This is a genomic window from Xanthomonas sp. NCPPB 3582, assembly GCF_041475735.2.
GTDB lineage: Bacteria > Pseudomonadota > Gammaproteobacteria > Xanthomonadales > Xanthomonadaceae > Xanthomonas > Xanthomonas codiaei.
In genome coordinates this window covers 871199-893798 of the sequence record NZ_CM192968.1, presented here as the reverse complement: position 1 = coordinate 893798, position 22600 = coordinate 871199, and the positions used below count along the sequence as shown (strand labels likewise).

Genomic DNA, 22600 nt, shown 5'->3' with positions numbered 1-22600 from the left:
TGCCTCTCATCACGGCAGCGGCTGCCGTTCGACGCGCTGTTCGATCGCGCCGAAGATGCTGCTGCCGTCGGCGGCGAACATCTCGATGCGCACCTCGTCACCGAAGGACATGAACGGCGTGCTCGGCGCGCCGTCGCGCAAGGTCTCCACCACGCGCTGCTCGGCGAAACACGAAGCGCCCAGCGTGGTGTCCTGGTTGGCGATGGTGCCCGAGCCCACGATGGTGCCGGCCGACAGCGGCCGGGTCTTGGCCGCATGCGCCACCAGCTGGGCGAAGTCGAACTGCATGTCGTTGCCGGCTTCCGGCGCACCGAACCAGGCGCCGTTGACGTGCGTCACCAGCGGCAGGTGCACCTTGTTGCCGCGCCAGGCATCGCCCAGCTCGTCGGGGGTGACGAACACCGGCGACAACGCCGAGCGCGGCTTGGACTGCACGAAGCCGAAGCCCTTGGCGAGCTCGGCAGGGATCAGATTGCGCAACGAAACATCGTTGACCAGGCCGATCAGCTGGATGTGCGCGGCCGCCTGCTCGGCCGAGGCGCCCATCGGCACGTCGTCGGTGATGACGACCAGTTCGGCCTCCAGGTCGATGCCGTGGTCTTCGCTGATGACCTTGATGGCATCGCGCGGGCCGTAGAACCCGGCACTGGTGGCCTGGTACATCAGTGGGTCGGTGTAGAAGCTTTCCGGCACCTCGGCATTGCGGGCGCGGCGCACGCGCTCCACATGCGGCAGGTAGGCGCTGCCGTCGACGAATTCGTAGGCGCGCGGCAGCGGTGCGGCCAGCGCCTGCATGTCGAGATCGAATACGCCATCGGCACTGCCATCTTCCAGCGCGTCGGCCAGCGCGTTCAGACGCGGCGCGCTATTGCTCCAGTCCTCCAGCGCGCGCTGCAGGGTAGGCGCGATGCCGGTGGCACGGACGGCCTTGCCCAAGTCGCGGGAGACCACGATCAGGCTGCCGTCGCGGCCGCCTTCCTTCAGGGAACCTAGCTTCATGACCTTCCTGCGCAGTGACGGATCGGCCGATTGTACGACCTGCCGCGCCATCAGTTACACCTGCAACAACTGACCCGCACCCCAACCGCGGTCAAGATTTTTTGTGCAGCGCGCCAATCGCGCGTACACTTACCCGGTCTGCATGCGGCCGTCCGTTTCCCTTTGGGACCGCCGGCGAGGCCAGGATCGATCGATCCGCTCGCCCGCCCCACCCGACGCCTTTCGTGGTGCCGACAAACCCATCGCGTCTTGATTGGGTTGATCCACCATCTCGCAGCGCGGTTCACGGGAACGCTCCGAGCCTCACCTTTTGCATCTGCAATGCGTTTGCGCTCCGGGCCCAGCCTGGTGGCGGCGCTTTACTTGGAGCTTCCTGATGTCTTTCGAATCCCTGGGCCTGGCGCCCTTCCTGCTGCGCGCGTTGGCCGAGCAGGGCTATGAAACCCCCACTCCGATCCAGCAGCAGGCGATCCCGCTGGTGCTGGAAGGCCACGACCTGCTGGCCGGCGCACAGACCGGCACCGGCAAGACCGCCGCGTTCGGCCTGCCGCTGCTGCAGCACCTGGGCACCTCGCCGCAGCCGGTCAATGGCCCGCGCAAGCCGCGCGCGCTGATCCTGACCCCCACCCGGGAACTGGCTACCCAGGTCCACGACAGCCTGCGCGGCTACAGCAAGTACCTGCGCATCCCCAGCGCAGTGATCTACGGCGGCGTGGGCATGGGCAACCAGCTCGATGCGCTGCGCCGTGGCGTGGACCTGCTGATCGCCTGCCCGGGCCGGCTGATCGACCATATCGAGCGCCGCAGCGTGGACCTGTCCGGTATCGAGGTGCTGGTCCTGGACGAAGCCGACCGCATGCTCGACATGGGCTTTCTGCCGTCGATCAAGCGCATCCTGACCAAGCTGCCGCGCCAGAACCGCCAGACCCTGCTGTTCTCGGCGACCTTCGAAGAGAACATCAAGCAGCTGGCGCTGGAGTTCATGCGCAACCCGATGCAGATCCAGGTCACCCCGAGCAACACCGTGGCCGAGAGCATCACCCACCGCGTGCACCCGGTCGATGGCGCGCGCAAGCGCGACCTGCTGCTGCACCTGCTGGCGCAGGACAGCCGCGAGCAGACCCTGGTGTTTGCGCGCACCAAGCACGGCAGCGACAAGCTGGCGCTGTTCCTGGAGAAGTCCGGCATCAAGACCGCCGCGATCCACGGCAACAAGAGCCAGGGCCAGCGCATGCGCGCCCTGAGCGACTTCAAGGCCGGCCGCGTGACCGTGCTGGTGGCCACCGACATCGCCGCGCGCGGTATCGATATCGACCAGCTGCCCAAGGTCATCAACTACGACCTGCCGATGGTGGCCGAGGACTACGTGCACCGCATCGGCCGCACCGGCCGTAACGGTTCCACCGGCGAGGCGATCTCGCTGGTGGCGCAGGACGAAGCCAAGCTGCTGCGCCAGATCGTGCGCATGCTGGGCCGCGACGTGGAAATCCGCGACGTGCCGGGCTACGAGCCGCAGACCCCGATCCGCTGGGGCAACAGCGCCCCGGGTCGTGCCGAGCAGCCGGGTGGCGATCGCGCGCCGCGCAAGAGCCACGCACGGCGTCCGCACGGCGATGCACCGCGCCAGGCACACGCACATGCCGGCCCGAAGAAGCCGGGTGGCCAGCGCAGCAACGGGCCGCGTCAGGCCAATGCCGGTGCGGGCGCCGGCCGGCGCGATGGTGGACGTGGCGGCAACGGTCGCCCGGCCAATCGCGGCGCCTGAGCGGCGAGCCTTGGTTGAGCACAGGGGCCGCGACGCGGCCCTTGTGCTGTCCGCCACGGCCCGCCCGCGCCTTTGCGTGATCGGCCTCGCGCCGGCACGCGCCCTTCCTTCCCACTGCTTGCCGAATCATCATGGACATCTTCAAGGTCTTCACCCTGGAAGCCGCGCACCGGCTTCCCAACGTGCCGCCCGGCCACAAATGCGCCCGATTGCATGGACATTCGTTCCGGGTCGAGCTGCATGTCAGCGGCGAACCGGGCGCCGAGACCGGCTGGATCATGGACTTCGGCGATATCAAGGCCGCCTTCCAGCCGATCTACGACCGCCTGGACCATCACTACCTCAACGACATCGAGGGGCTGGAGAACCCGACCAGCGAGCAGCTGGCGATCTGGATCTGGAACCAGCTCAAGCCGGCCCTGCCGCAGCTGAGCGAGATCGTGGTGCACGAGACCTGCACCTCCGGCTGCCGCTACCGCGGTTGATCCCTGCGCACTGGTAAGACCTGAAGCCGCCTTCCAGGCGGCTTCGGCGTTTCTGGACTCTCTCCAACTCATTGAATCAGAAGGATTCCGACAGGCGTTTGGAAAAACTTCAGGAAACGTGTTGCATCGCAGCAACATCGGCGTATGCTGCAACGCAACAAACGGTCACGGCCTTCCCCAAGGGGTTCGCAATGTCGGCGCAGTTCGAAAACAGCTTCACCAGCCAGTTCGCCTCTGCCGCAGCACGTGCCAACCAGTTGGCGTTGGACACGCTGGAACAGAACGTCAACGCGACCACCAGCTTCTTCGGTGAGTGCGCGAAGGCCCGCGACCTGGGTGCCTACCAGACGCTCTGGCCCAAGGGCCTGCAGCTGGCCCGCGACAACCTGGAACGGCTGGCATCGGTCAACCAGGAAGTGGTCGGGATGGGATTGAAGATGTCCAGCGAGCTTGGGCAGTTTGCCAAGCAGCAATTCGACACCGGCAGCGAGACGGCCGGCGCAACAGGCAAGACCCGGCGCAAGTAACGGCCACCAAAAATTCAGCGTCTTTGCATGGGTCCCTCCCCCCGTGCAATCCGGCCCGACAGATCCCTCCCTCTGTCGGGCTTTTTTATTGCTGCGTTGCCAAGCGTTTCTCGGCGTGGCCAACGCCACGGCGATGCACCTCCTGCCCACGTGGGCCGCCGAGACGATGACCCCAGCCTGGCGCACAGAAGCGGCGGCGCACACGCTCGCTGCATGCGTAGTGCAGCGGCGACGTGACGTTGGCCGCGATGCCAGCATGCCGACCGCAGACGACCCGGAGAGAACCGCCCCCTGGGAGCAGCGGGCTGCACGCCATCCCGGCCCTGACCCGGCGCGGTCGACACAACCTGGCGACTGTGGACGGCGCAGAGCAGCCGCAGTGTGAGAGGGGGACGTGCCCGGCCGCGCCCGTCTGGTGGCTGCGCGGCAGTCTTGTGAGCTGCCCTAGCCCGGCAGCTGCAGCCCGTGCGCCTGGCTGGCGGCAGCGGCGCCCGGCCGCCAGGGGATTCGCCCCCAGCACGGCATCGCCAGCCGCTGGCCCAGCATGGCGATGTTCTCTTCGACCCGCTCCATCTGCGGATCTACCTCGTTGGCGATCCAGCCCACGCACGCCAGCCCATCGGCCGCGATGGCTGCCGCGGTCAGGCGCGCATGATTGATGCATCCCAGCCGCACCCCCACCACCAGCACCACCGGCAGCTGCAGCGCGCGCACCAGATCGGCCTGATCCAGCTCGGCGCTCAGCGGCGCTGCCCAGCCGCCTACGCCTTCGACCACCACCGCCTGCGCCTGCGCGCGCAACTGCGCGAATGCGCGAACGATCGGCTCCAGCGACAAGGTCACGCCCACCTCGGCGGCGGCCAGTTCCGGCGCCAGTGGCGCGGGCAAGGCATAGGGATTGAGCGTGGCGTAGTCCGGCTGCGGATCGCTGGCGGCCTGCAATGCCAGCGCGTCTTCGTTGCGCCAGCCCTGCGGCGTGTTCTCGCAGCCGCTGGCGACCGGCTTCATTCCCACTGCGGTGTGGCCGCGTGTGCGCAGGGCATGCAGCAGGGCGGTGCTGCCCATGGTCTTGCCGATGCCGGTATCGGTGCCGGTGACGTAGAACGCCGGGTACTGCATGTGCCTGGTCCTGCGGCCGCGCCGCGTTGCCGTGAGGGCGCGCAGGATAGCGCGGGCGGCTGGTTGGAAATTGGAAATTGGAAATTGGAAATTGGAAATTGGAAATTGGGGATTGGGGATTGGGGATTGGGGATTGGGGATTCGGCCTGCGACATGCATGTTCGGGTGGCGATGTTGCTGGAAAACAGTGTCCGCCGCTGCCGCGCAGAGCCGCCGTACCTGTCGCAATGCCGCGGCAGACCGCCGCTGCTAAACTTCGCGCATGTTCGCCACCTCATCGCTGACCGGCAGCAAGCCGGAACAATATGCCCAGCTCACTGCCCAGGCCCAGGCCCTGGTGCACGGCGAGCCGGACCGGATCGCCAATGCCGCCAACCTGGCAGCGCTGATCTTCCACGCGCTGCCGTCGCTGAACTGGGCCGGCTTCTATTTCTACGACGGACGCGAGCTGGTGGTGGGGCCGTTCCAGGGTTTGCCGGCATGCGTGCGCATCCCGCTGGACAAGGGCGTGTGCGGCGCGGCCGCCAGCACCCGGCAGACCCAGCGCATTGCCGACGTCGATGCATTCCCCGGGCATATCGCCTGCGATTCGGCCTCGCGTTCGGAGCTGGTGATTCCGCTGGTCAAGGGCGATGCGCTGATCGGCGTGCTGGACCTGGACAGCCCGGAGCTGGACCGCTTCGATGCGGACGACCAGCGCGGCCTGGAAGCGATTGCGCAGGTCTTCGTCGGCGCATTGAGGTGACCACCGAGCGACTTCGCAATATCGGCCCCAAAAGCGCCGCCTGGCTGCGCCAGGTCGGTTTGCGCACGCAGCAGGATCTGCAGGCGGTCGGTGCGGTGGCTGCCTTCGTCAAGGTGCGCCGCGCCGGCTTCAAGCCCAGCCTCAACCTGCTGTATTCGCTGGAGGGCGCCTTGGCGGATTGTCATTGGCAAGAGGTGCCGGAAGCGCGCCGGCATGCCTTGCTGGCCGAATACGAAGCGGCCAGCGCGCTGTTGCCGGTGCGCGGACGCGCCGTCGGTGGGCCGGTGGAAACCGTGCACTACACGCGCGCCGACAACGGCGCGTCGCACGCCGATGCCGACGACACGCCCGATGACGATGCGCGCATGGACGCAACGCACGAGGAGTGAGTTGCCGGCATGTGGCGCCTCTCTGGGGCACTGGCTCCATCACTACAACTGGCATCGGCCCCATGCCAGCATCGGACACCGACCTCCCATCTCCCGGATCTACATCCCGCTGAACAACGTGGTGGGTTTACACAGCTAAGGATTCGATGCACAGGTACTGATGCCGGCACGGCACGGCGACAGCGCGTTAGAGCAGTCAGTACTTGCCCAAGAGCGCCCGCCTCCTGCGGCACGGGATTGCGTAGAGACGTCAGCCCGCACTGCGCAATGCAAGCAGTTCGCGCATATCGTCGATCAGGACAACCGCACCGGACGTCTGCGGATCGAAGCCGCGCAGGTAGCCGTAACGCACCATCGCCAGCGGCATGCCGGCGGCGTTTGCCGCTGCCGCGTCGGTGCCAGAATCGCCGACCATCAGGCAGTGCTGCGGGGTGAGCTGGAACTGCCTGGCCAGATGCAGCAAGGGTGCCGGATCGGGCTTGCGCTGCGGCAAGGAATCGCCGCCGAGCACGGCACCGAACAGCGTGGCGATGTCCAGGTGCTCCAGCAGGGGCGCGATGAAGCGCGAGGGCTTGTTGGTGCACAGCGCCAATGTTGCACCGGCATCGCGCAGGCCATGCAATGCCTCGGCAACACCGGGATACAGCTGCGGATCGTGCAGCAGGCTGGCGGCGTAGTGCCGCATCATCACCGGCATTTCCGTCTCGGCATCGTGGGTGCCGCCGGCTTCGCGCAGTGCGGTGGCGAGCAGCACCTGCACGCCCTCGCCGATCCAGCTGCGAATGGTGGATTCACTGAACTGTTGCAATCCCAGTTCCTGCAAGGTGGCGTTGAGCGCCTCGGCGATGTTGGGCGCGCTGTCCACCAGGGTGCCGTCCAGATCGAAAATCACCAGCGGGTACGCAAACATGCAGAAGGCCTCGTACGGGGGAGCGTGCCAGTGTACGCAGTGCGGGATTTAGAGCACGTCAGCGCAGGGGGGCTGTGCTGGTCGAACAAAAAGCATGAGCCTGATGCAACGTCCACACGTTCCATCGGCCTATGCCTGCGGCACCTCGCCAAACAACTGGCCCTGTACCGCGCCTTCCTGGACATCGCTGAAACCGCTCAATCCCACGCCGACCAGGCGGAAACGCGTCTCGGCCGGCAGTTCCACGCGCCGCGTCAGCGCCAAGGCGATCTGCGCCAACGCATCGAGTGAAGCAGGTGGTTGCTCCGGTGTGTGCGAGCGCGTGAGGATGCGAAAGTTCGAAGTCTTCAACTTCAACACCACCGTGCGGCCGATGCGTTCGGTGCGACGCGTCGCCAGCCAGGTTTTCTCGGCCAGGCGCAGGATGTGCGGATCCAGCGCCTCCAACGCCAGGTCTTCGCTGAAGGTGTCTTCCGAAGACACCGACTGCACTTCCTGGTCCGGCTCTACCGGACGTTCGTCGATGCCGCGCGCGCGGCGATACAGGCTGTGCCCGAAGCTGCCGAAATGCGCCTGCAATTCCTCCAGCGGACGCAGGCGCAGATCGGCGACGGTCACGATGCCCAGTGCCGCCAGCTTGGCATCCATCACCTTGCCCACGCCGGGAATGCGGTTGACCTTGAGCGGCAGCAGGAAGGCATCCACCCGGCTGGGCGCGATGACGAACTGGCCATCGGGCTTGCGCCAGTCCGACGCGATCTTGGCCAGGAACTTGTTGGGCGCGATGCCAGCCGACGCGGTGAGCTGGGTTTCCTCGCGGATCTGGCTGCGGATCAGCTGCGCGATCTCGGTGGCCAGCTGCATGCCGGTCTTGGCTTCGGTGACGTCCAGATACGCCTCGTCCAATGACAGTGGTTCGACCAGATCGGTATGCCGATGGAAGATCTCGCGCACCTGTCGCGACACCGCCTTGTAGCGCGCGAAATCCGGCGGCACGAACACCGCATCCGGGCAGAGACGCTCGGCGCGCAGGGCCGGCATGGCCGAGCGGATGCCGAAGATGCGCGCTTCGTAGGACGCTGCGCACACCACCGAACGCGCCCCGCGCCAGGCCACCACCACCGGCTTGCCACGCAGGCCCGGATCGTCACGCTGCTCCACGGACGCGTAGAACGCATCCATGTCCACGTGCACGATCTTGCGCATCAAGCTGGCGTCTCTCCACAGGTAGTGGCCCATGATAGATCAGCTGCGTCTCACGCCTTGCGCATGCGCAGGCTGCGGCTGCGCTTGCAAAACGAGCGCTACCGCCAACGATCGGGCAGGTTTGGGCCGCGCGAGTCCCTTGCGACGCTGGCCGATCGCGACTTTCCGGTCAGTCCTTTGCGGCGGTGCGCGGCTGCGGCCACGCACCGCCGCAGCCGCGTGCGGCGCGGCGCAATCGCCTGAAAACAGCACGCATGCGTACGGATAAAACGTTTGATTGAACCGTATGGCCTCATGCACCCTTGCCGCCCTTGCCTTTCGCTTCTTGCAGGAAACGTTCGTCATGACTCGTCAAAGTGCGTACTCGCGCGACCAATTGTTGGCCAGCGCGCGTGGGGAATTGTTTGGACCCGACAGCGGCCGGTTGCCGAACGACCCGATGCTGATGTTCGACCGCATCACCGAGATCAGCGACACCGGCGGCGCGCATGGCAAGGGCGTGATCCGCGCAGAACTCGACGTACGCCCGGACCTGTGGTTCTTCGGCTGCCACTTCATCGGCGACCCGGTGATGCCCGGCTGCCTGGGGCTGGATGCGATGTGGCAGCTGACCGGCTTCTTCCTGACCTGGATCGGTGCGCCCGGCCGTGGCCGCGCCCTGGGCTGCGGAGAGGTCAAGTTCACCGGCCAGGTGCTGCCCAGCGCCAAACTGGTGAGCTACGAGATCGATGTCAGCCGCGTGATCAACCGCAAGCTGGTGATGGCGCAGACCGATGCACGCATGCTGGTGGATGGGCGCGAGATCTACACCGCCAAGGATCTGCGCGTAGGCATGTTCACTTCGACGGAGAGCTTCTGATGCGCCGCGTTGTCGTCACCGGAATGGGCATCAATTCGTGCCTGGGCAATGACCTGGACACCGTTTCCACCGCACTGCGCGAGAGCCGCTCCGGCATCACCGCCCTGCCCGATCATGCCGAGGCGGGTCTGCGCAGCCAGGTTGGCGGCGCGGTGGCGCTGGATCTGGAGGCATTGATCGACCGCAAGCTCAAACGCTTCATGGGCGACGCCTCTGCGTATGCGTATCTGGCCATGCGCGATGCGATCGCCGATGCCGGCCTGAGCGCTGAACAGGTCAGCGACCTGCGCACCGGCGTGATCGCAGGTTCCGGCGGCGGGTCCAGCCAATGGCAGGTGGAAACGGCAGATCTGCTGCGCGCGCGCGGCGTGCGCAAGGTCGGCCCGTATATGGTGCCGCGCACGATGTGCTCTGCGGTGTCTGCCTCGCTGGCCACTGCATTCAAGATCCGTGGCCTGAGCTACTCGTTGTCGGCCGCGTGCGCGACCTCGGCGCATTGCATCGGCGCGGCCGCCGACCTGATCCGCCACGGCGCGCAGGACGTGATGTTCGCCGGTGCCGGCGAAGAACTGCACTGGACCATGAGCGTGATGTTCGATGCGATGGGTGCGCTGTCCACCGGCTTCAACGATCGCCCCACGGTGGCCTCGCGCCCGTATGACGCGCAGCGCGACGGATTCGTGATCGGCAGCGGCGGCGGCATGCTGGTGCTGGAGGACTATGACCACGCCATCGCGCGCGGCGCGCGCATCCATGCCGAGTTGCTCGGTTACGGCGTGACCTCCGATGGCGCGGACATGGTCGCGCCCAGTGGCGAAGGCGCGGTGCGCTGCATGCGCATGGCCTTGCAGGGGCTGGATCGCCCGATCGATTACCTCAACACCCACGGCACCTCCACGCCACTGGGCGATGTCACCGAACTGGGCGCAGTGCGCGAGGTGTTCGGCGACACCGTGCCACCGCTGTCCTCGACCAAGGCGCTGTCGGGCCATTCGCTGGGATCGGCCAGCGTGCACGAGGCGATCTTCTGCCTGCTGATGCTGCGCGACGGCTTCATGGCCGGCTCGGCGCATATCGACGAACTCGACCCGCGCGCCGAAGGCTTCCCCATCCTGCGGCAGACGCAGCAGGCGAGCTTGAACACAGTGATGTCCAACAGCTTCGGCTTCGGCGGCACCAACGGCACATTGGTGTTCGGGCGGGTGTGATGGCAGACGTGGATGTCGGGCAGGCATATGGTTGCCTGTTCGATATCTGCCCATCAGTCGAGTAAGCACTTCGACGGCCGCGCTGGTCGGTGGTCGAGACCTTTTACTGTCGATCCTTGATATGGATCCTGTTGCCCCGACCAGTCGCCCGCGTGAGCCGACGCTGGCGTCTGGCAAGAGGCAGCCGTTGCCAGCGGCCACGCTGACAAGGCCGATAAGATCGTCGCAAAGCTCGCGTAGCCGTCGTTGCGCGGAATCTCCACTCTCATAAACCTTGAGGCGGATATTTGCCATCCCACCTTGCAGGATGAGCAGGCGGTCTAGGCGCCGCCTTTGCATGGGCGACCCGCAAAGCCCAGGATTAGATCCTCTAACACAGCTGCCTCTCGGCCGCGCTGTGTTAGCTTATCTAACCAACGCTCGTCCAGCGAGGACGCGCCAGTCGCTCTTGCCGTTCATAAGGATGTGCTGTGTCTACCCTGCTAAGAATCGTCGTGCTGTCGTTGTTATTGGTCTGTGCCAGCTGCGGCGGCGTGTCGTTGCCTGCGCCTGCGCAGCAGTCGGCGTATCCGCTGCGCTCGTACTTCCCCGATCCCAAGGCACAGGCGCTGGCGCTGGCCGCCGAACATGGCAACGTCAAGGAAGTGCGACGGTTGATGAAAGAGGAGCACGTCGATCCTGATGTGATCTTTTCCAAGGATGGCTACCCGTTGCTGATGTGGCCGATCCTCACGCAGAACCCCGAGGGGTTGCGGGCGATGCTGGAGAATGGGGCAGACCCCAACGTTGCAAAGCCGTATCCACCCGAGCCCGGGAGTAGCAGCACTCCAACGAATCATGCCAATGCCATGGTGTGGGCTGCCAAGCAAAATGATCCGATCTACCTGAAGTTGCTTCTGGACCATGGCGGCGATCCGAACACGAGAAATGCAAACAATGAAACGCTGCTTTTGCAAGCATTCCTTTCGCAAAACAAATGGGAGAACGTGAAGCTGCTGGTGGAACGCGGGGCTGATTTGAATGCCACGAGTCAAGGTGTTCCTATCCTGTTCAATTATGCTGCTCGTGGTGGTTTTGAGCAGGCCTACTGGCTACTTGAACACGGCGCAGATCCGGGGGAAGGAAGCCCGCCTCCGCTCCCAAAAAACCTTTCCATTGTAGAAAGTATTTTTTGGCACCCTGGCAATCCAAATGATCCAACCTGGCAGCGCAAGTGCCAGCAATGGTTGTTGCAGCGCGGCTACCAACGCCCCCCTTTACCTGAAAGTTTCCGAAGCATGCGCAAAGCCTTCGGCCTCCCGTCAGAAGAAAAAGATATTCCATTACTCTGATCGACCACTGAAGAAGGAGTTTTCAGATGCCGACTCTCGCAGATCACCAGCACCAACGCGCCTTACTCGAGCAACTGCGGACCAGCAGTAATCCCAGACCCGGCAGCAAGCCGGCAAGCTGCAAACGCCTTATGACGACCGCGAGACGCTTTGCCCACGCCGCGTGCAAGGTCTAGGCTAAGGCCATACATGGCCGGCACAGAGCGCTGGTCGCTTCTACCGCTTCATGAGGATGCGCTGTGTCCAGATTGCTACGAATCGTCGTACTGTCGTTGTTATTGGTCTGTGCCGGCTGCGGCGGCGTGTCGTTGCCTGCGCCTGCGCAGCAATCGGCGTATCCACTGCGCTCGTATTTCCCCGATCCCAAGGCACAGGCGCTGGCACTGGCCGCAGAACATGGCAACGTCAAGGAAGTGCGACGGTTGATGAAAGAGGAGCACGTCGATCCTGATGTGATCTTTTCCAAGGATGGCTACCCGCTGCTGATGTGGCCGATCCTCACGCAGAACCCCGAGGGGTTACGGGCGATGCTGGAGAATGGGGCAGACCCGAATGCACGTAAGCTACACCCGCAGCAGGATACGACGCGATTCAAAGGCCGCTACGAAGACAATGCGATGGTCTGGGCCGCCAAACAGGAAGATCCGGTCTATCTGAAATTACTGCTCGATCATGGCGGCGACCCTAACGCCCGTAACTCTAACGGCGAAACCCTTCTTTTGCAGGCATTCCTTACCCAAAATAAGTGGGAGAACGTGAAGCTCTTGGTGGAACGTGGAGCAGATGTGAATGCGGAAAGCCAGGGGAGTTCCATTCTGCTTGACTATGCAGCCAGAGGTGGCTTTGAACAGTCATATTGGCTCATCAACCACGGAGCTAGTTTCAGCGACGAACGTGTAATTTCAGCGATCTTCTGGCACCCCGGCAATCCAACTGACCCAACCTGGCAACGCAAGTGCCAGCAATTTTTGCTGCAGCGTGGCATTCGACGACCGCCGTTGCCAGAGAACTACCGCAGCATGCGCAAAGCTTTCGGCTTCCCATCCGAAGAAAAAGACATTCCGTTACTTTGATCGATCACTGAAGAAGGAGTTTTCAGATGCCAACTCTCGCAGATCACCAGCAGCAGCGTGCCGCACTCGAGCAACTACGGGCCAGCAGCGATCCGCAGGCCCGGCAGCAAGCCGAAAAACTGCAAACGCTTTATCACGACCGTGAGATGGCCGGGCTTGCCGACGACGTCTACGACTCGGCCAGAGGCGAAGGACAGCCGGGTCCCGGATGGATGCGCGCCAGCGAGCATCTGGACAAGCTGCGCGAGTTCGCGCCAGAGCTGAACATAACCGATGATCAGATAAGGGACTTGCTGAAGCCTGACCGTTCAGGCTTCCGCGCCGAAATCTACCTCCCCGACCCTGCCGTCCTTGGCCCCGGCTACAAACCCACCGTGGCATACAAGGGTTCGGCCGGCGAGGTTCTGACGCCGGATGGGCTACGCCCCACCGGCAGCGAAGATTTTGTCGCCAACAACTTCCCGCAGTCGGTGGGCTTGAGGACTGATTACTACGATCGTGCGATGCGTCTTGCATCCATTCTGAAGCGCGATCAGCTCGACTTCGAAATCACCGGCCACTCCCTCGGTGGCGGCATGGCCTCGGCGGCGGCGGCGGTGACAGGTATGCGCACCACCACCTTCAATGCCGCCGGCCTGCATCCGCTCACCCCCCAGCGGTTTGCCCAGGAAAACGGGCTGCCGGTCTACGACCCCAAACAAAGCGTCATCGCTTACCAGGTCACCGGCGAGGTCCTCAACGACGGCATCCAGCAGAATATCCATCGCCTGGATGCGTTCCGGCGCGCAGAACTCGGCGCGGTGCTGAAGGAAACCTGCACCGTGCTCGATGAGTTGCCGCAAGCCAAGGCCTTGCTGGCCAGTCAGCTCGATGCGACGTTGCCGGCGCATGCGCAACCGGCCGCCCACGCGTTCCTGGACCGGCTGCAACACGGCAACACCGCGCAGCTCTTGCAGGAGCTGCCGCTGGCCGCTGGCCAGATGCAACCGCTGCTGGCGGCCAAGCAGCATGCCACCGATGGCCACGGCATCGTCGATCGCCCTGCGCGGCTGTCGCTGCGCGATGTCTCCAACTTCGCCGGCCCCGCGCTGGATGCGCTGCATGCCACCTCGCAAGGTGTGCGGGTGGGGCGCGGCCTGGGCGGGGTGGTCGCGGAGTCGGGCCAGGTGGCAGGCCAGGCGCTGGATGCCGCGGGCGACCTGGCCCAGCACGCGGCGCAGGCCGCAGCGCAGGTCCGGCAGGGTACCGCCCAGCGGCTGGGGGCCGCCGCGGGAGAAGGCGTGGAGCAGGCCGGTGCATTCGCCGCGCAAGGGCGTCAGGCCCTGGGCCAGGTGCAGGCCGGCGCAGAGCGGCTGCAGGGGCAGGTGCAGGGCGAAGCGGCCTCGCTGGGCGCGGCGGCGCTGCGTGAGCTGGGCGGGATACTGCCGCAGGCGTTGTACGCGCAGCTCAATGCGCAAGCCGAGCGCCTGGCGCAGGCCGGTGCGGCCGCGGAACAACGCGGGCAGAACGAGGCCACACAGCGTTTGAATGACGCGGCCGATGACGCCCGGCAGATCCGGCAGCGTGGCCAGGACACAGGCCAGGCACTCGGCACCGCCGCCAGCCAGGTTGGGCAGGCCGAGCATGCCAGCTGGACTGCGGCAGGCGCCCAGGCGAACGCGCTGCTGGACACAACGGGGCGGTATGCCGGGGCGGCATCGGCGTTGGCGCCCGAGATCTACGCCAAGCAGGCCGGTGTGGCCACCGCTGCGGTTGCCACCTACGCCACGCACAACCCGACCACTCCGCAAGGCCTGTTCAATCTGGTCAAGACGGGCGAGTTCGCCGGCAACCTGGGGCAGAGCCTGGACGAGGCCAAAGAAAGGCATCTGATGACCGAGACGGTGGTGCCCAGCATGGACGCGCTCATCCAGGATGTCGAACGCAAGGCGCGCGCGCAGGCCGCGCCGGATCAGGCTCAGGCGCAAGGCGCTGCGCCCGGACCGGGCGACCGCGGCACCGCGGTGCAGGCGCTACCTGTGGCCGCATCGGTTGCAAGCGCCGCCGAGCGCACGCAGCCGGACCTCGCCGCGCAGCCGCAACAGGCGCTGGAACAGCAACGCCATTGGCAACTGCACATGGAGCAGACGCTGCAGCAGGAGCGCGAGCGGCTGGCAGGGCAGGAAAAGGCCGACACGCAGCACGAGCAGGCCACCGTGGGAAGCGACCACGCACGACAAGCGCCGGGGCTGATTCCCTTCAGCGACCCTGCGCATCCAGGCCATGCGTTATACGCAGACGTCAAGAATCGGTTGGATACCAAGGGCACGCCGCTATCGGAGGACCGCCTGACCCAGGTCACCGCAGCTGTCTACATCGACGGCTTCCGACCCGGCTGGAGCGGACGGGTGGATGTGGTCAACGGAAACTTCTTTGCACAGAACTACGACGACATCACCAAGCGCGTGAATATGTCACTGACCGGTACGGCACCCTCGGTGCAGGAATCGATGCAGCAGGTGCAGGCGCATACACTCGAAGCCGCGCGGCAGCAGGAGGCGATTGCGCACGCCAGCCGAGATCAGCCATCCCCGTCGGGGCCGATCATATGAGGGTAATGCGCCACATTTTGGCGCCAGTATCGACCCGCATGCCGGCGCGAGATAGGCGGTGGAAATGACGGACACGATCGCTCTGGCCAACGCGGCATTTGCTGCTTTCGGACATGCCGACTGGCATGGACTGCTGCATGGCCCTTCCGTGGTGTACCTGCTGGCACATGCCCGGCGAGACGCCTTCTACATCGATGTGGCCAGCGACTTGAACGCTGTCGCCAAGCAGTGCCGGCATCTCGTCGAACAACAGGAAGCGACCCTGCCCCGGCCCCAGGTGATGCCGCTGCTGCTGGTGTGGTTCGAAGTGCATAACGCCCCCGCAACTGCGCGAGCACGCGCGAATGAGATCCGCCGTTGGACGCATGCGTGGCAACGGAGGCTGGTTGATGCATTGAATCCGCTGTGGCTCGACGTAGACGGGTACGCCTGTGGATTTCCCGGCGAGCTGTCACAGGTGGGAGAACGCCAGGTCCGACAAAGCAACATACCGAACCCATTCGACGCGCAGGCCACCTGAGTCGGCCGACCGTGAGCACGCGCCAACACCGGCCCGGTGTGCACGTGCACCATCCTGCGCTGGCGCCATCTGCGCCGAATTCCGTCTGCAGTCGCGATAGACGGACAGGTGAGCGGATGCCGCCGCGCGGCATCGCCTGAGCGTGCTGCCGAGGGGCGGCCAACCACACGACTGCGCAGCCGACAAGCGGCGGCGAAGGCGGTACTCGCAATCGTATGGACCACTCGTACATTCCGGTTCCGAGTGCGCTGCCCACCCACACCTCACGACTGCTCGCAACATTCTGTTTCCGCTCTACTCCTGCAGCCGATCGCAATCCTCCCTCGAGGCCCCGATGCTGAGTTGGCCCTTCGACTCCCTGGCCGCCTGCTGCTCGGCAGCGCGCTGCCTGCTGCGACACTCCATCCGCGCTCGCTCCCGCTTGCGCTGCGCGGTCATGGCCGCATCGATCTCGGCCCGCTCGCGGTTGGTCCGTTCGGTGTTTGCGCGTGTCTCCTGCTTGATGCGTCTTGCGATGGAAGAGGCGCCGGTTGGCGGCACGCCCTCCCCGGGCGCAAGCACTTCCAGGTCCGGCGCTCTCTCCGGTGCATGGTCACGCCACAGCGCGCGTTCGCTCTCCACGGTCCATTCGCGGCCGCGATAATGCGCGTCCCAATAGCGATCCAGCGAAAACGCGATCTTAGGGACCACGCGCGCGAGATCGCCGCGCTCCAGCGTGATCGCTTGCGCAGGCATCCAGCCGCGCGCATCGGGCGCACGCACATCGCACCATCTGCCGTTCTTCAGGCACCCGTAAACGCTGAGCGTGTTGCCGGCGCTGACTTCGCCCACGCGCCGGTATTCCTCGCCGGGGCCTGCGCGCAGGCCGGCCAGGCGACTGGCGTGACCGGTGTGCTGCGCAGCGGCCGGTACCGCCGCTGCAATCAACAGCCCCAAACTCCAGGACAAGCGTCGCTGCATTGCACTCTCCTTGATGTGCTTACCCATTCGCGCATCGGCCACCGGCGTGACCATGCCGCTGCGCTTGCACGGCAACTCACCTCACCGCACTGCGCACACATGCGATGGGAATGCAGCGCCTGCCAGCGACGGCAGCTGCGCGGTAGACGGACTCAGCCCGCCATGCCGTTATGCCGCAACAGCGCATCGATGGTCGGCGCGCGGCCGCGGAAGGCGCGGAAGTTGTCTGCGGCGCTACGGCTGCCGCCCCGCGACAGCACCTCGGCGCGGAAACGGGCACCGGTGTCGGCCACTTGGTCGGGCGCCTCTTCGAACGCGGCGTAGGCATCGGCACTGAGCACTTCGGCCCATTTGTAGCTGTAGTAACCGGCCGCGTAGCCGCCGGCGAAGATGTGGCTGAACTGATGCGGGAAGCGATTCCATGCCGGCGGGCGATTGACCGCCACCTCGTCGCGCACGCGCTCGATCAGCTGCAGCACGCTGTCCTGCACCGGGTCGAAGCGGCTATGCAGCTGCATGTCGAACAACGCAAATTCCAACTGACGCACGGTGAACATGCCGCTCTGGAAATTGCGCGCAGCCAGCAGACGGTCGAACAGGTTGCGCGGCAACGGCTCGCCGGTCTGCACATGCGCGGTCATCGCCTGCACGCGCTCCCATTCCCAGCAGAAGTTCTCCATGAACTGGCTGGGCAGCTCCACCGCGTCCCACTCCACGCCGTTGATGCCGGCCACGCCCAGCTCGCCGATACGGGTGAGCAACTGGTGCAGGCCGTGGCCCATTTCATGGAACAGCGTGGTGACTTCGCCATGCCGGAATGTGGCCGGTGCATCGCCGTTGCCGCGGCCGAAATTGCACACCAGATACACCAGCGGCGTCTGCACGCCGTTGGCGGTGTCGCGGCGATTGCGGCAGTCGTCCATCCAGGCACCGCCGCGCTTGCCTTCGCGCGCGTACAAATCGAGATAGAACTGGCCCACCAGCGTGCCTTGCGCATCTTCCAGCCGATAGAAGCGCACATCCGGATGCCACACCGGCGCGCTGTCCGGCTTGACCGTGAGCCCGTACAGGCTGTGGATCACCTCGAACAGGCCGGCCAGCACCTTGGGCTCGGTGAAGTATTGCTTCACTTCCTGTTCGGAGAAGCTGTAGCGCGCCTGCTTGAGCTTTTCGCTGGCGTAGGCCAGATCCCAGGCCTGCAGTTCGTCCAGGCCCAGCTCGTCGCGGGCGAAGGCTTCCAGTTCGGCGCGGTCGCGTTGCGCGTATGGCTTGGCACGCACCGCCAGATCGCGCAGGAATCCCATCACTTCATCCGGGCTCTGCGCCATCTTGGTGGCGATGGAATAGTCCGCGTAGCTGGCAAAACCGAGCAGCTGCGCCAGCTCTGCGCGCAGCGCAAGAATGCGATCGATGTTGGCGCTGTTGTCCAGCGCCGCATCGCCGAATTCGGACGCGCGCTCAGCGTTGGCGCGATAGAGCATTGCGCGCAGTTCGCGGTTGTCGGCATCGGTCTGCACCGGCAGGTAGCACGGCATCTGCAGGGTGAATTTCCAGCCTGGTACGCCATCCTTTTCTGCAGCGGCGCGCGCGGCGGCGATCACTTCGGCCGGCAGACCCGACAGCTGGGTGTCGTCTTCGGTCACGTACGACCAGGCATCGGTGGCATCGAGCACGTTCTGCGAAAACTTCGCCGCCAGTGCCGACAATTCTTCCTGGATCTGCGCAAAGCGCGCCTTGGCGGCGTCGTCCAGTTCGGCACCGCCGAGCCGGAAATCGCGCAGCGCGTTGTCCAGCACCTTGCGCCGGGCTTCATCGTAGTGCGCAGCTTCCGGAGACTGCGCCAGCGCCTTGTACTGCGCGTACAGCGCCAGATTCTGGCCCAGCGCGCTGCCGAAGCGGCTCACCTTGGGCAGGTTGCTGTTGTAGGCCTCGCGCAGCTCGGGGGTGTTCATCACTGCCTGCAGATGGCCCACCTGCCCCCAGGCGCGCCAGAGCCGCTCGGTGGCATCGTCCAGCGGCACCACGAAGCTGTCCCAGCTGACCGGGCTGACCTGTTCGGCAGCCTTCACTGCCGCCTCGGCCTGCGCCAGCAGCTGGTCGATCGCCGGGCTCACATGCTCGGGGCCGATCGCATCGAAGGACGGCAGTCCGGACAGGTCGAGCAAGGGGTTGGTCATGGAGCGCTCCGGCGGTGGACTGGATCAGGGGGAGTGGACGAGCGGCACGCGGGCGCGGGCGCCCTCTAATGCCACGATATGGCGGTCATTCCAGCGCAGCACAAGGCAGCGGCGGCAACGCGCCGCCGTTGACTGCGCTGGCAATGGCCGCGTCGCTGTCGGCGGTGTCGATGGCGCGCGCCACATACCAGGCCGGGTCGTAGTAGCTGTGCGCGTAGCGCTCGCCGGCATCGCACAGAATGGTGACGATGGAGCCCTGGCGGCCTTCCTCGCGCATGCGCTGGGCGGCCTGCAGCACGCCGACGAAGTTGGTACCGGTGGAACCGCCCACGCGGCGGCCCAGCGTGGCGCTGACGTGGCGCATCGCCGCCAGGCTCAGCGCGTCGGGTACTTTCACCATCGCGTCCACGCAGGTGGCGATGAAGCTGGACTCCACTCGCGGCCGGCCAATGCCTTCGATGCGCGAGCCACCGGTGATGGCCAGCTCCTTGGGGCACTGCCCGTCCACCGCGCGGCAGTAGCCGTCGAAGAACACCGACACTTCCGGGTCGGCGCACAGGATGCGGGTGGCGTGGCGCCGGTAGCGCACATAGCGCCCCAGGGTGGCGCTGGTACCGCCGGTGCCCGGGCTGCAGACGATCCATTCGGGAATCGGGTGCGGCTCTTCGGCCAACTGCTTGAAGATCGATTCGGCGATGTTGTTGTTGGCGCGCCAGTCGGTGGCGCGCTCGGCGTAGGTGAACTGGTCCATGAAGTGCCCGCCGGTCTCGCGTGCGAGCTGGTGCGAGGCGCTGTCCAGGTCGCAGGCGCGCTCCACCAGGTGGCAGCGCCCGCCCTGGAACTCGATCGCGGCGATCTTTTCCGGCGAGGTGGAGGCCGGCATCACCGCGATGAAGGGCAGCCCCAGCAGGCGCGCGAAATACGCCTCCGACACCGCCGTGGAGCCACTGGAGGCTTCGATCACCGGGCGGCCTTCGCGTAGCCAGCCATTGGTCAGCGCGTACAGGAACAGCGAGCGCGCCAGCCGGTGCTTGAGGCTGCCGGTGGGGTGGCTGGACTCGTCCTTGAAGTACAGGTCGATGCCCGGATAGCCCGGCAGGTCCATGGGAATCAGATGGGTATCGGCCGAACGATTGAAATCGGCCTCGATCTTCTGGATGGCGGCGGCCACCCACTGGCGCTGCGACATGGCAGGACTGTGCGACGAAGGAGGCGCCAATTCTACCGCCGCCGGGCGCATACCCGCGGCGGGCGGTCATCGGGCGAACAGTCGGGAGCCGATGGTATGCTGGCTGCACCTGTTTCCGCCAAGAGCGCCCGTGCTGCATTGCCTGCTCCGCCTGCTGCTGTGCCTGTGCCTGGTCGCCAACACGGCCACCGGCGCGTGGGCGTCGGTGGGCATGGCCATGCCGGAAATGGCCATGCCGCAGCCGACTGCGGGGATGGCCGCGCATGCGGCGGGGCACGCGACAGGCACCGAGGCCATGCCCTGTCATGAGGACATGGCGCCGCCGGCACCGACCCAGCCGGACGATACCTCCAGCCACGCGCACGCAGCCGACTGCTGCAAGCTCGGCAGCTGCGACTGCCTGCAACACTGCAGCCTGGCATTGCTGACCCTGCCCGCGGTACCTGCCGGCCTGCCGGGGCGTCCTGCGCTGCCTGCGATTCCAGCCGACGGGCGCGGCAGCCCGCTGCCCGAACAGCCGGTTCGACCTCCCATCGGCTGAGCGCAGCCGACACCACGGCGACGCTCGGCGTCGGGTATGTGCAACGGTCGCGGTGATTTCGCGCCCCGGCGTGCTCACGCCCGCTCCCCACCTCGTCGATGCCTCCTGCTGTTCCGCGCGGATGTGTTGGCTGTCCTGATCGCGCTTGGCCCTGCATCGATGGATGCGGGATTTCTCAGCGATGCGTTGCGTCTGCCGGTCCGGTGGACGCACCGGAGGTGTCATGTCGTCCGAAACTCCTGTCTTCACCCCAACCGCCAATCACGGAATCAGCCGGCGCCGTTTCGTACAGGGCCTGGCCCTGGGCGGCGTTGCCGCCAGCGGCCTGTGGCGCGGCGATGCCCGCGCTGCCGGCGCGATGGCCACGCCGGTGCTGCGCGGCGGCAACCAGTCGCTGCAGATCGGCCAACAGCCGGTCAATTTCACCGGGCGCACGCGCCCGGCCATCACCGTCAACCAGAGCCTGCCGGCACCGATCCTGCGCTGGCGCGAGGGCGACACGGTCAGCGTGCGCGTACGCAACGCCCTGCCCGATCAGCCCACCTCGGTGCATTGGCACGGGCTGCTGCTGCCGGCCAACATGGACGGCGTGCCGGGCATGAGCTTCGACGGCATCGCGCCGGGCCAGGAGTACCACTACCGCTTCGCGCTGCGTCAATCCGGCACCTACTGGTACCACAGCCATTCCATGTTCCAGGAACAGGCGGGCCTGTATGGCGCCATCGTGATCGACCCGCTGGTACCGCCGCCGTATCGCTACGATCGCGAGCACGTGGTGCTGCTCTCGGACTGGACCGACCTGGACCCGGCCGCGCTGTTCCGCCGGCTCAAGCAGATGCCCAGCCACGACAACTACGCCCAGCGCACGGTGGGCGATTTCCTGCGCGATGCGCGCGAGGACGGTCTGCGGGCAACGCTGGCCGACCGCGGCATGTGGGGGCGCATGCGCATGACCCCGACCGACCTGTCCGACGTCAACGCCAACACCTATACCTACCTGCTCAACGGCGTGGCGCCGGCCGGCAACTGGACCGGCCTGTTCGCGCCGGGCGAAAAGGTGTTGCTGCGTTTCATCAACGGCTCGTCGATGACCTACTTCGACCTCCGCATCCCCGGCCTGCGCATGACCGTGGTGGCCGCCGATGGCCAATACGTGCACCCGGTCAGTGTGGACGAGCTGCGCATTGCTGCGGCCGAAACCTTCGACGTGCTCGTCGAGCCCACCGGCCAGGATGCCTTCACCCTGTTCGCGCAGGACATGGGTCGCACCGGCTTCGCCTGCGGCACGCTGGCGGTACGCCACGGCCTGCAGGCACCGATCCCGGCGCTGGACCCACGCGCGATCCTGACCATGCAGGACATGGGTCATGGCGATGGCATGCAGCACGCGCTTCCGGCAATGCATGGCGCACCCGGCATGCAGGCCGCGCACGGGATGCACACCATGCACTCGCATGATCACGCCCAGGCGCACGACACCGCACCGCACCACGCCGCCAGCGAAGACGGCAACCCGCTGATCGACATGCGCAGCAATGCCATCGCACCGCGTCTGGACGACCCGGGTATCGGCCTGCGCGACAACGGTCGCCGCGTGCTGCGCTACGGCGACCTGCATAGCCTGTTCGAGGACCCGGATGGCCGCGACCCCGGGCGCGAGATCGAACTGCATCTGACCGGGCATATGGAAAAATTCGCCTGGTCGTTCGACGGCGTGGCGTTCGCCTCGGCCGAGCCCTTGCGGCTGCGCTACGGTGAGCGGCTACGCATCGTGCTGGTCAACGACACCATGATGCAGCACCCCATCCACCTGCACGGCATGTGGAGCGACCTGGAAGATGCCGATGGCAATTTCCAGGTGCGCAAGCACACCATCGACATGCCGCCGGGCACGCGCCGCAGCTATCGCGTCCGCGCCGACGCGCTGGGCCGCTGGGCCTATCACTGCCATCTGCTGTACCACATGGAAGCGGGCATGATGCGCGAAGTGCGGGTGGAGGCATGAA

20 protein-coding genes, 1 other RNA gene and 1 pseudogene are annotated in these 22600 nt (G+C 65.8%); 15 read left to right on the top strand and 7 right to left on the bottom strand.

The genetic code is table 11. The features are described 5' to 3' along the window. Nucleotides 1-9 precede the first annotated feature (9 nt). Nucleotides 10-999 carry a fumarylacetoacetate hydrolase family protein gene (locus ACCQ05_RS03830; RefSeq protein ID WP_324250799.1) on the bottom strand — a complete coding sequence of 330 codons (990 nt, stop codon included), beginning with the start codon at nucleotides 997-999 and terminating at the stop codon, nucleotides 10-12. Nucleotides 1000-1375: 376 nt separating this feature from the next. On the opposite strand from ACCQ05_RS03830, the gene ACCQ05_RS03825 reads away from it, so the two are divergent. From ACCQ05_RS03825 to ACCQ05_RS03815, 3 genes are all read left to right on the top strand, one after another. Beyond that, nucleotides 1376-2764: a DEAD/DEAH box helicase gene (locus tag ACCQ05_RS03825; RefSeq protein ID WP_104540804.1), complete on the top strand. Its 1389-nt coding sequence runs from the start codon at nucleotides 1376-1378 to the stop codon at nucleotides 2762-2764. Nucleotides 2765-2895: 131 nt separating this feature from the next. Next, on the top strand, nucleotides 2896-3249 hold the full coding sequence (gene queD / locus ACCQ05_RS03820) for a 6-carboxytetrahydropterin synthase QueD (RefSeq protein ID WP_245103354.1): 354 nt from the start codon (nucleotides 2896-2898) through the stop codon (nucleotides 3247-3249). 191 nt (nucleotides 3250-3440) lie between these two features. Beyond that, on the top strand, nucleotides 3441-3776 hold the full coding sequence (locus ACCQ05_RS03815) for a phasin family protein (RefSeq protein WP_372392978.1): 336 nt from the start codon (nucleotides 3441-3443) through the stop codon (nucleotides 3774-3776). Nucleotides 3777-4220: 444 nt separating this feature from the next. On the opposite strand, the gene bioD is transcribed toward ACCQ05_RS03815, so the two are convergent. Next, nucleotides 4221-4895 carry a dethiobiotin synthase gene (gene bioD / locus ACCQ05_RS03810; RefSeq protein WP_372392977.1) on the bottom strand — a complete coding sequence of 225 codons (675 nt, stop codon included), beginning with the start codon at nucleotides 4893-4895 and terminating at the stop codon, nucleotides 4221-4223. A 262-nt stretch (nucleotides 4896-5157) separates the two neighbouring features. On the opposite strand from bioD, the gene msrC reads away from it, so the two are divergent. From msrC to ACCQ05_RS03795, 3 genes and pseudogenes are all read left to right on the top strand, one after another. Next, nucleotides 5158-5640, top strand: coding sequence for a free L-methionine (R)-S-oxide reductase MsrC (gene msrC / locus ACCQ05_RS03805; protein ID WP_104540800.1), 483 nt, complete (start codon nucleotides 5158-5160; stop codon nucleotides 5638-5640). Beyond that, entirely contained in the window at nucleotides 5637-6029 is a 393-nt protein-coding gene (locus ACCQ05_RS03800) for a TfoX/Sxy family protein (protein ID WP_104540799.1), read from the top strand. The genes msrC and ACCQ05_RS03800 overlap by 4 nt, the downstream gene beginning before the upstream one ends. Nucleotides 6030-6051: 22 nt before the next feature. Next, nucleotides 6052-6168 (top strand): annotated as a pseudogene (locus ACCQ05_RS03795) (IS481 family transposase); the annotation flags it as partial. Between the two features lie 111 nt (nucleotides 6169-6279). Here the strand turns inward: ACCQ05_RS03795 and gph are convergent. Then, the gene (gene gph / locus ACCQ05_RS03790) at nucleotides 6280-6939 is read right to left on the bottom strand and encodes a phosphoglycolate phosphatase (RefSeq protein WP_104540798.1); all 660 of its coding nucleotides are present in this window, start codon (nucleotides 6937-6939) and stop codon (nucleotides 6280-6282) included. A 129-nt stretch (nucleotides 6940-7068) separates the two neighbouring features. After that, nucleotides 7069-8145: a DNA polymerase IV gene (dinB, locus tag ACCQ05_RS03785; RefSeq protein WP_104540797.1), complete on the bottom strand. Its 1077-nt coding sequence runs from the start codon at nucleotides 8143-8145 to the stop codon at nucleotides 7069-7071. A gap of 343 nt (nucleotides 8146-8488) precedes the next feature. On the opposite strand from dinB, the gene fabA reads away from it, so the two are divergent. The 7 genes from fabA (at nucleotide 8489) to ACCQ05_RS03750 (ending at nucleotide 16018) form a co-directional block, all read left to right on the top strand. Then, nucleotides 8489-9004: a 3-hydroxyacyl-[acyl-carrier-protein] dehydratase FabA gene (gene fabA, locus ACCQ05_RS03780; RefSeq protein WP_104540796.1), complete on the top strand. Its 516-nt coding sequence runs from the start codon at nucleotides 8489-8491 to the stop codon at nucleotides 9002-9004. Then, entirely contained in the window at nucleotides 9004-10212 is a 1209-nt protein-coding gene (gene fabB / locus ACCQ05_RS03775) for a beta-ketoacyl-ACP synthase I (RefSeq protein ID WP_372392976.1), read from the top strand. Before fabA ends, fabB begins: the two co-directional genes overlap by 1 nt. A 470-nt stretch (nucleotides 10213-10682) precedes the next feature. Then, nucleotides 10683-11543 carry an ankyrin repeat domain-containing protein gene (locus tag ACCQ05_RS03770; RefSeq protein WP_372392975.1) on the top strand — a complete coding sequence of 287 codons (861 nt, stop codon included), beginning with the start codon at nucleotides 10683-10685 and terminating at the stop codon, nucleotides 11541-11543. 239 nt (nucleotides 11544-11782) lie between these two features. Then, entirely contained in the window at nucleotides 11783-12616 is an 834-nt protein-coding gene (locus ACCQ05_RS03765; RefSeq protein ID WP_372392974.1) for an ankyrin repeat domain-containing protein, read from the top strand. Between the two features lie 26 nt (nucleotides 12617-12642). Then, nucleotides 12643-15207 carry a Tle-like phospholipase domain-containing protein gene (locus tag ACCQ05_RS03760; RefSeq protein ID WP_372392973.1) on the top strand — a complete coding sequence of 855 codons (2565 nt, stop codon included), beginning with the start codon at nucleotides 12643-12645 and terminating at the stop codon, nucleotides 15205-15207. 64 nt (nucleotides 15208-15271) lie between these two features. Next, nucleotides 15272-15727, top strand: coding sequence for a GIY-YIG nuclease family protein (locus ACCQ05_RS03755; RefSeq protein WP_372392972.1), 456 nt, complete (start codon nucleotides 15272-15274; stop codon nucleotides 15725-15727). A gap of 215 nt (nucleotides 15728-15942) precedes the next feature. Further along, nucleotides 15943-16018, top strand: a non-coding RNA gene (locus ACCQ05_RS03750) — sX9 sRNA. Between the two features lie 3 nt (nucleotides 16019-16021). Here the strand turns inward: ACCQ05_RS03750 and ACCQ05_RS03745 are convergent. The 3 genes from ACCQ05_RS03745 to ACCQ05_RS03735 all read right to left on the bottom strand — a co-directional run bounded on the left by ACCQ05_RS03745 (nucleotide 16022) and on the right by ACCQ05_RS03735 (nucleotide 20053). Then, the gene (locus ACCQ05_RS03745) at nucleotides 16022-16558 is read right to left on the bottom strand and encodes an SH3 domain-containing protein (RefSeq protein ID WP_372392971.1); all 537 of its coding nucleotides are present in this window, start codon (nucleotides 16556-16558) and stop codon (nucleotides 16022-16024) included. Between the two features lie 281 nt (nucleotides 16559-16839). Beyond that, entirely contained in the window at nucleotides 16840-18864 is a 2025-nt protein-coding gene (locus tag ACCQ05_RS03740) for a M3 family metallopeptidase (protein WP_372392970.1), read from the bottom strand. An 85-nt stretch (nucleotides 18865-18949) separates the two neighbouring features. Continuing rightward, nucleotides 18950-20053: a PLP-dependent cysteine synthase family protein gene (locus ACCQ05_RS03735; RefSeq protein WP_372392969.1), complete on the bottom strand. Its 1104-nt coding sequence runs from the start codon at nucleotides 20051-20053 to the stop codon at nucleotides 18950-18952. A 91-nt stretch (nucleotides 20054-20144) separates the two neighbouring features. Between ACCQ05_RS03735 and ACCQ05_RS03730 the strand changes: the two genes are divergently transcribed. Next, nucleotides 20145-20594, top strand: coding sequence for a CopL family metal-binding regulatory protein (locus tag ACCQ05_RS03730; protein WP_372393917.1), 450 nt, complete (start codon nucleotides 20145-20147; stop codon nucleotides 20592-20594). A 223-nt stretch (nucleotides 20595-20817) separates the two neighbouring features. After that, a complete protein-coding gene (locus ACCQ05_RS03725) occupies nucleotides 20818-22599 on the top strand; it encodes a copper resistance system multicopper oxidase (RefSeq protein ID WP_372392968.1) in 1782 nt (593 codons plus the stop codon). The last annotated feature ends 1 nt before the right edge of the window (nucleotide 22600 follow it).

Excerpts from the sequence above, each read along its gene's own strand:
- ACCQ05_RS03725 (WP_372392968.1), top strand. The coding sequence starts at position 20,818 with ATGTCGTCCGAAACTCCTGTCTTCACCCCAACCGCCAATCACGGAATC.
- ACCQ05_RS03730 (WP_372393917.1), top strand. The coding sequence starts at position 20,145 with ATGGTATGCTGGCTGCACCTGTTTCCGCCAAGAGCGCCCGTGCTGCAT.
- fabA (WP_104540796.1), top strand. The coding sequence starts at position 8,489 with ATGACTCGTCAAAGTGCGTACTCGCGCGACCAATTGTTGGCCAGCGCG.
- msrC (WP_104540800.1), top strand. The coding sequence starts at position 5,158 with ATGTTCGCCACCTCATCGCTGACCGGCAGCAAGCCGGAACAATATGCC.
- ACCQ05_RS03825 (WP_104540804.1), top strand. The coding sequence starts at position 1,376 with ATGTCTTTCGAATCCCTGGGCCTGGCGCCCTTCCTGCTGCGCGCGTTG.
- ACCQ05_RS03735 (WP_372392969.1), bottom strand. The coding sequence starts at position 20,053 with ATGTCGCAGCGCCAGTGGGTGGCCGCCGCCATCCAGAAGATCGAGGCC.
- dinB (WP_104540797.1), bottom strand. The coding sequence starts at position 8,145 with ATGCGCAAGATCGTGCACGTGGACATGGATGCGTTCTACGCGTCCGTG.
- queD (WP_245103354.1), top strand. The coding sequence starts at position 2,896 with ATGGACATCTTCAAGGTCTTCACCCTGGAAGCCGCGCACCGGCTTCCC.
- ACCQ05_RS03815 (WP_372392978.1), top strand. The coding sequence starts at position 3,441 with ATGTCGGCGCAGTTCGAAAACAGCTTCACCAGCCAGTTCGCCTCTGCC.
- ACCQ05_RS03755 (WP_372392972.1), top strand. The coding sequence starts at position 15,272 with ATGACGGACACGATCGCTCTGGCCAACGCGGCATTTGCTGCTTTCGGA.
- fabB (WP_372392976.1), top strand. The coding sequence starts at position 9,004 with ATGCGCCGCGTTGTCGTCACCGGAATGGGCATCAATTCGTGCCTGGGC.
- gph (WP_104540798.1), bottom strand. The coding sequence starts at position 6,939 with ATGTTTGCGTACCCGCTGGTGATTTTCGATCTGGACGGCACCCTGGTG.
- ACCQ05_RS03760 (WP_372392973.1), top strand. The coding sequence starts at position 12,643 with ATGCCAACTCTCGCAGATCACCAGCAGCAGCGTGCCGCACTCGAGCAA.
- ACCQ05_RS03830 (WP_324250799.1), bottom strand. The coding sequence starts at position 999 with ATGAAGCTAGGTTCCCTGAAGGAAGGCGGCCGCGACGGCAGCCTGATC.
- bioD (WP_372392977.1), bottom strand. The coding sequence starts at position 4,895 with ATGCAGTACCCGGCGTTCTACGTCACCGGCACCGATACCGGCATCGGC.
- ACCQ05_RS03740 (WP_372392970.1), bottom strand. The coding sequence starts at position 18,864 with ATGACCAACCCCTTGCTCGACCTGTCCGGACTGCCGTCCTTCGATGCG.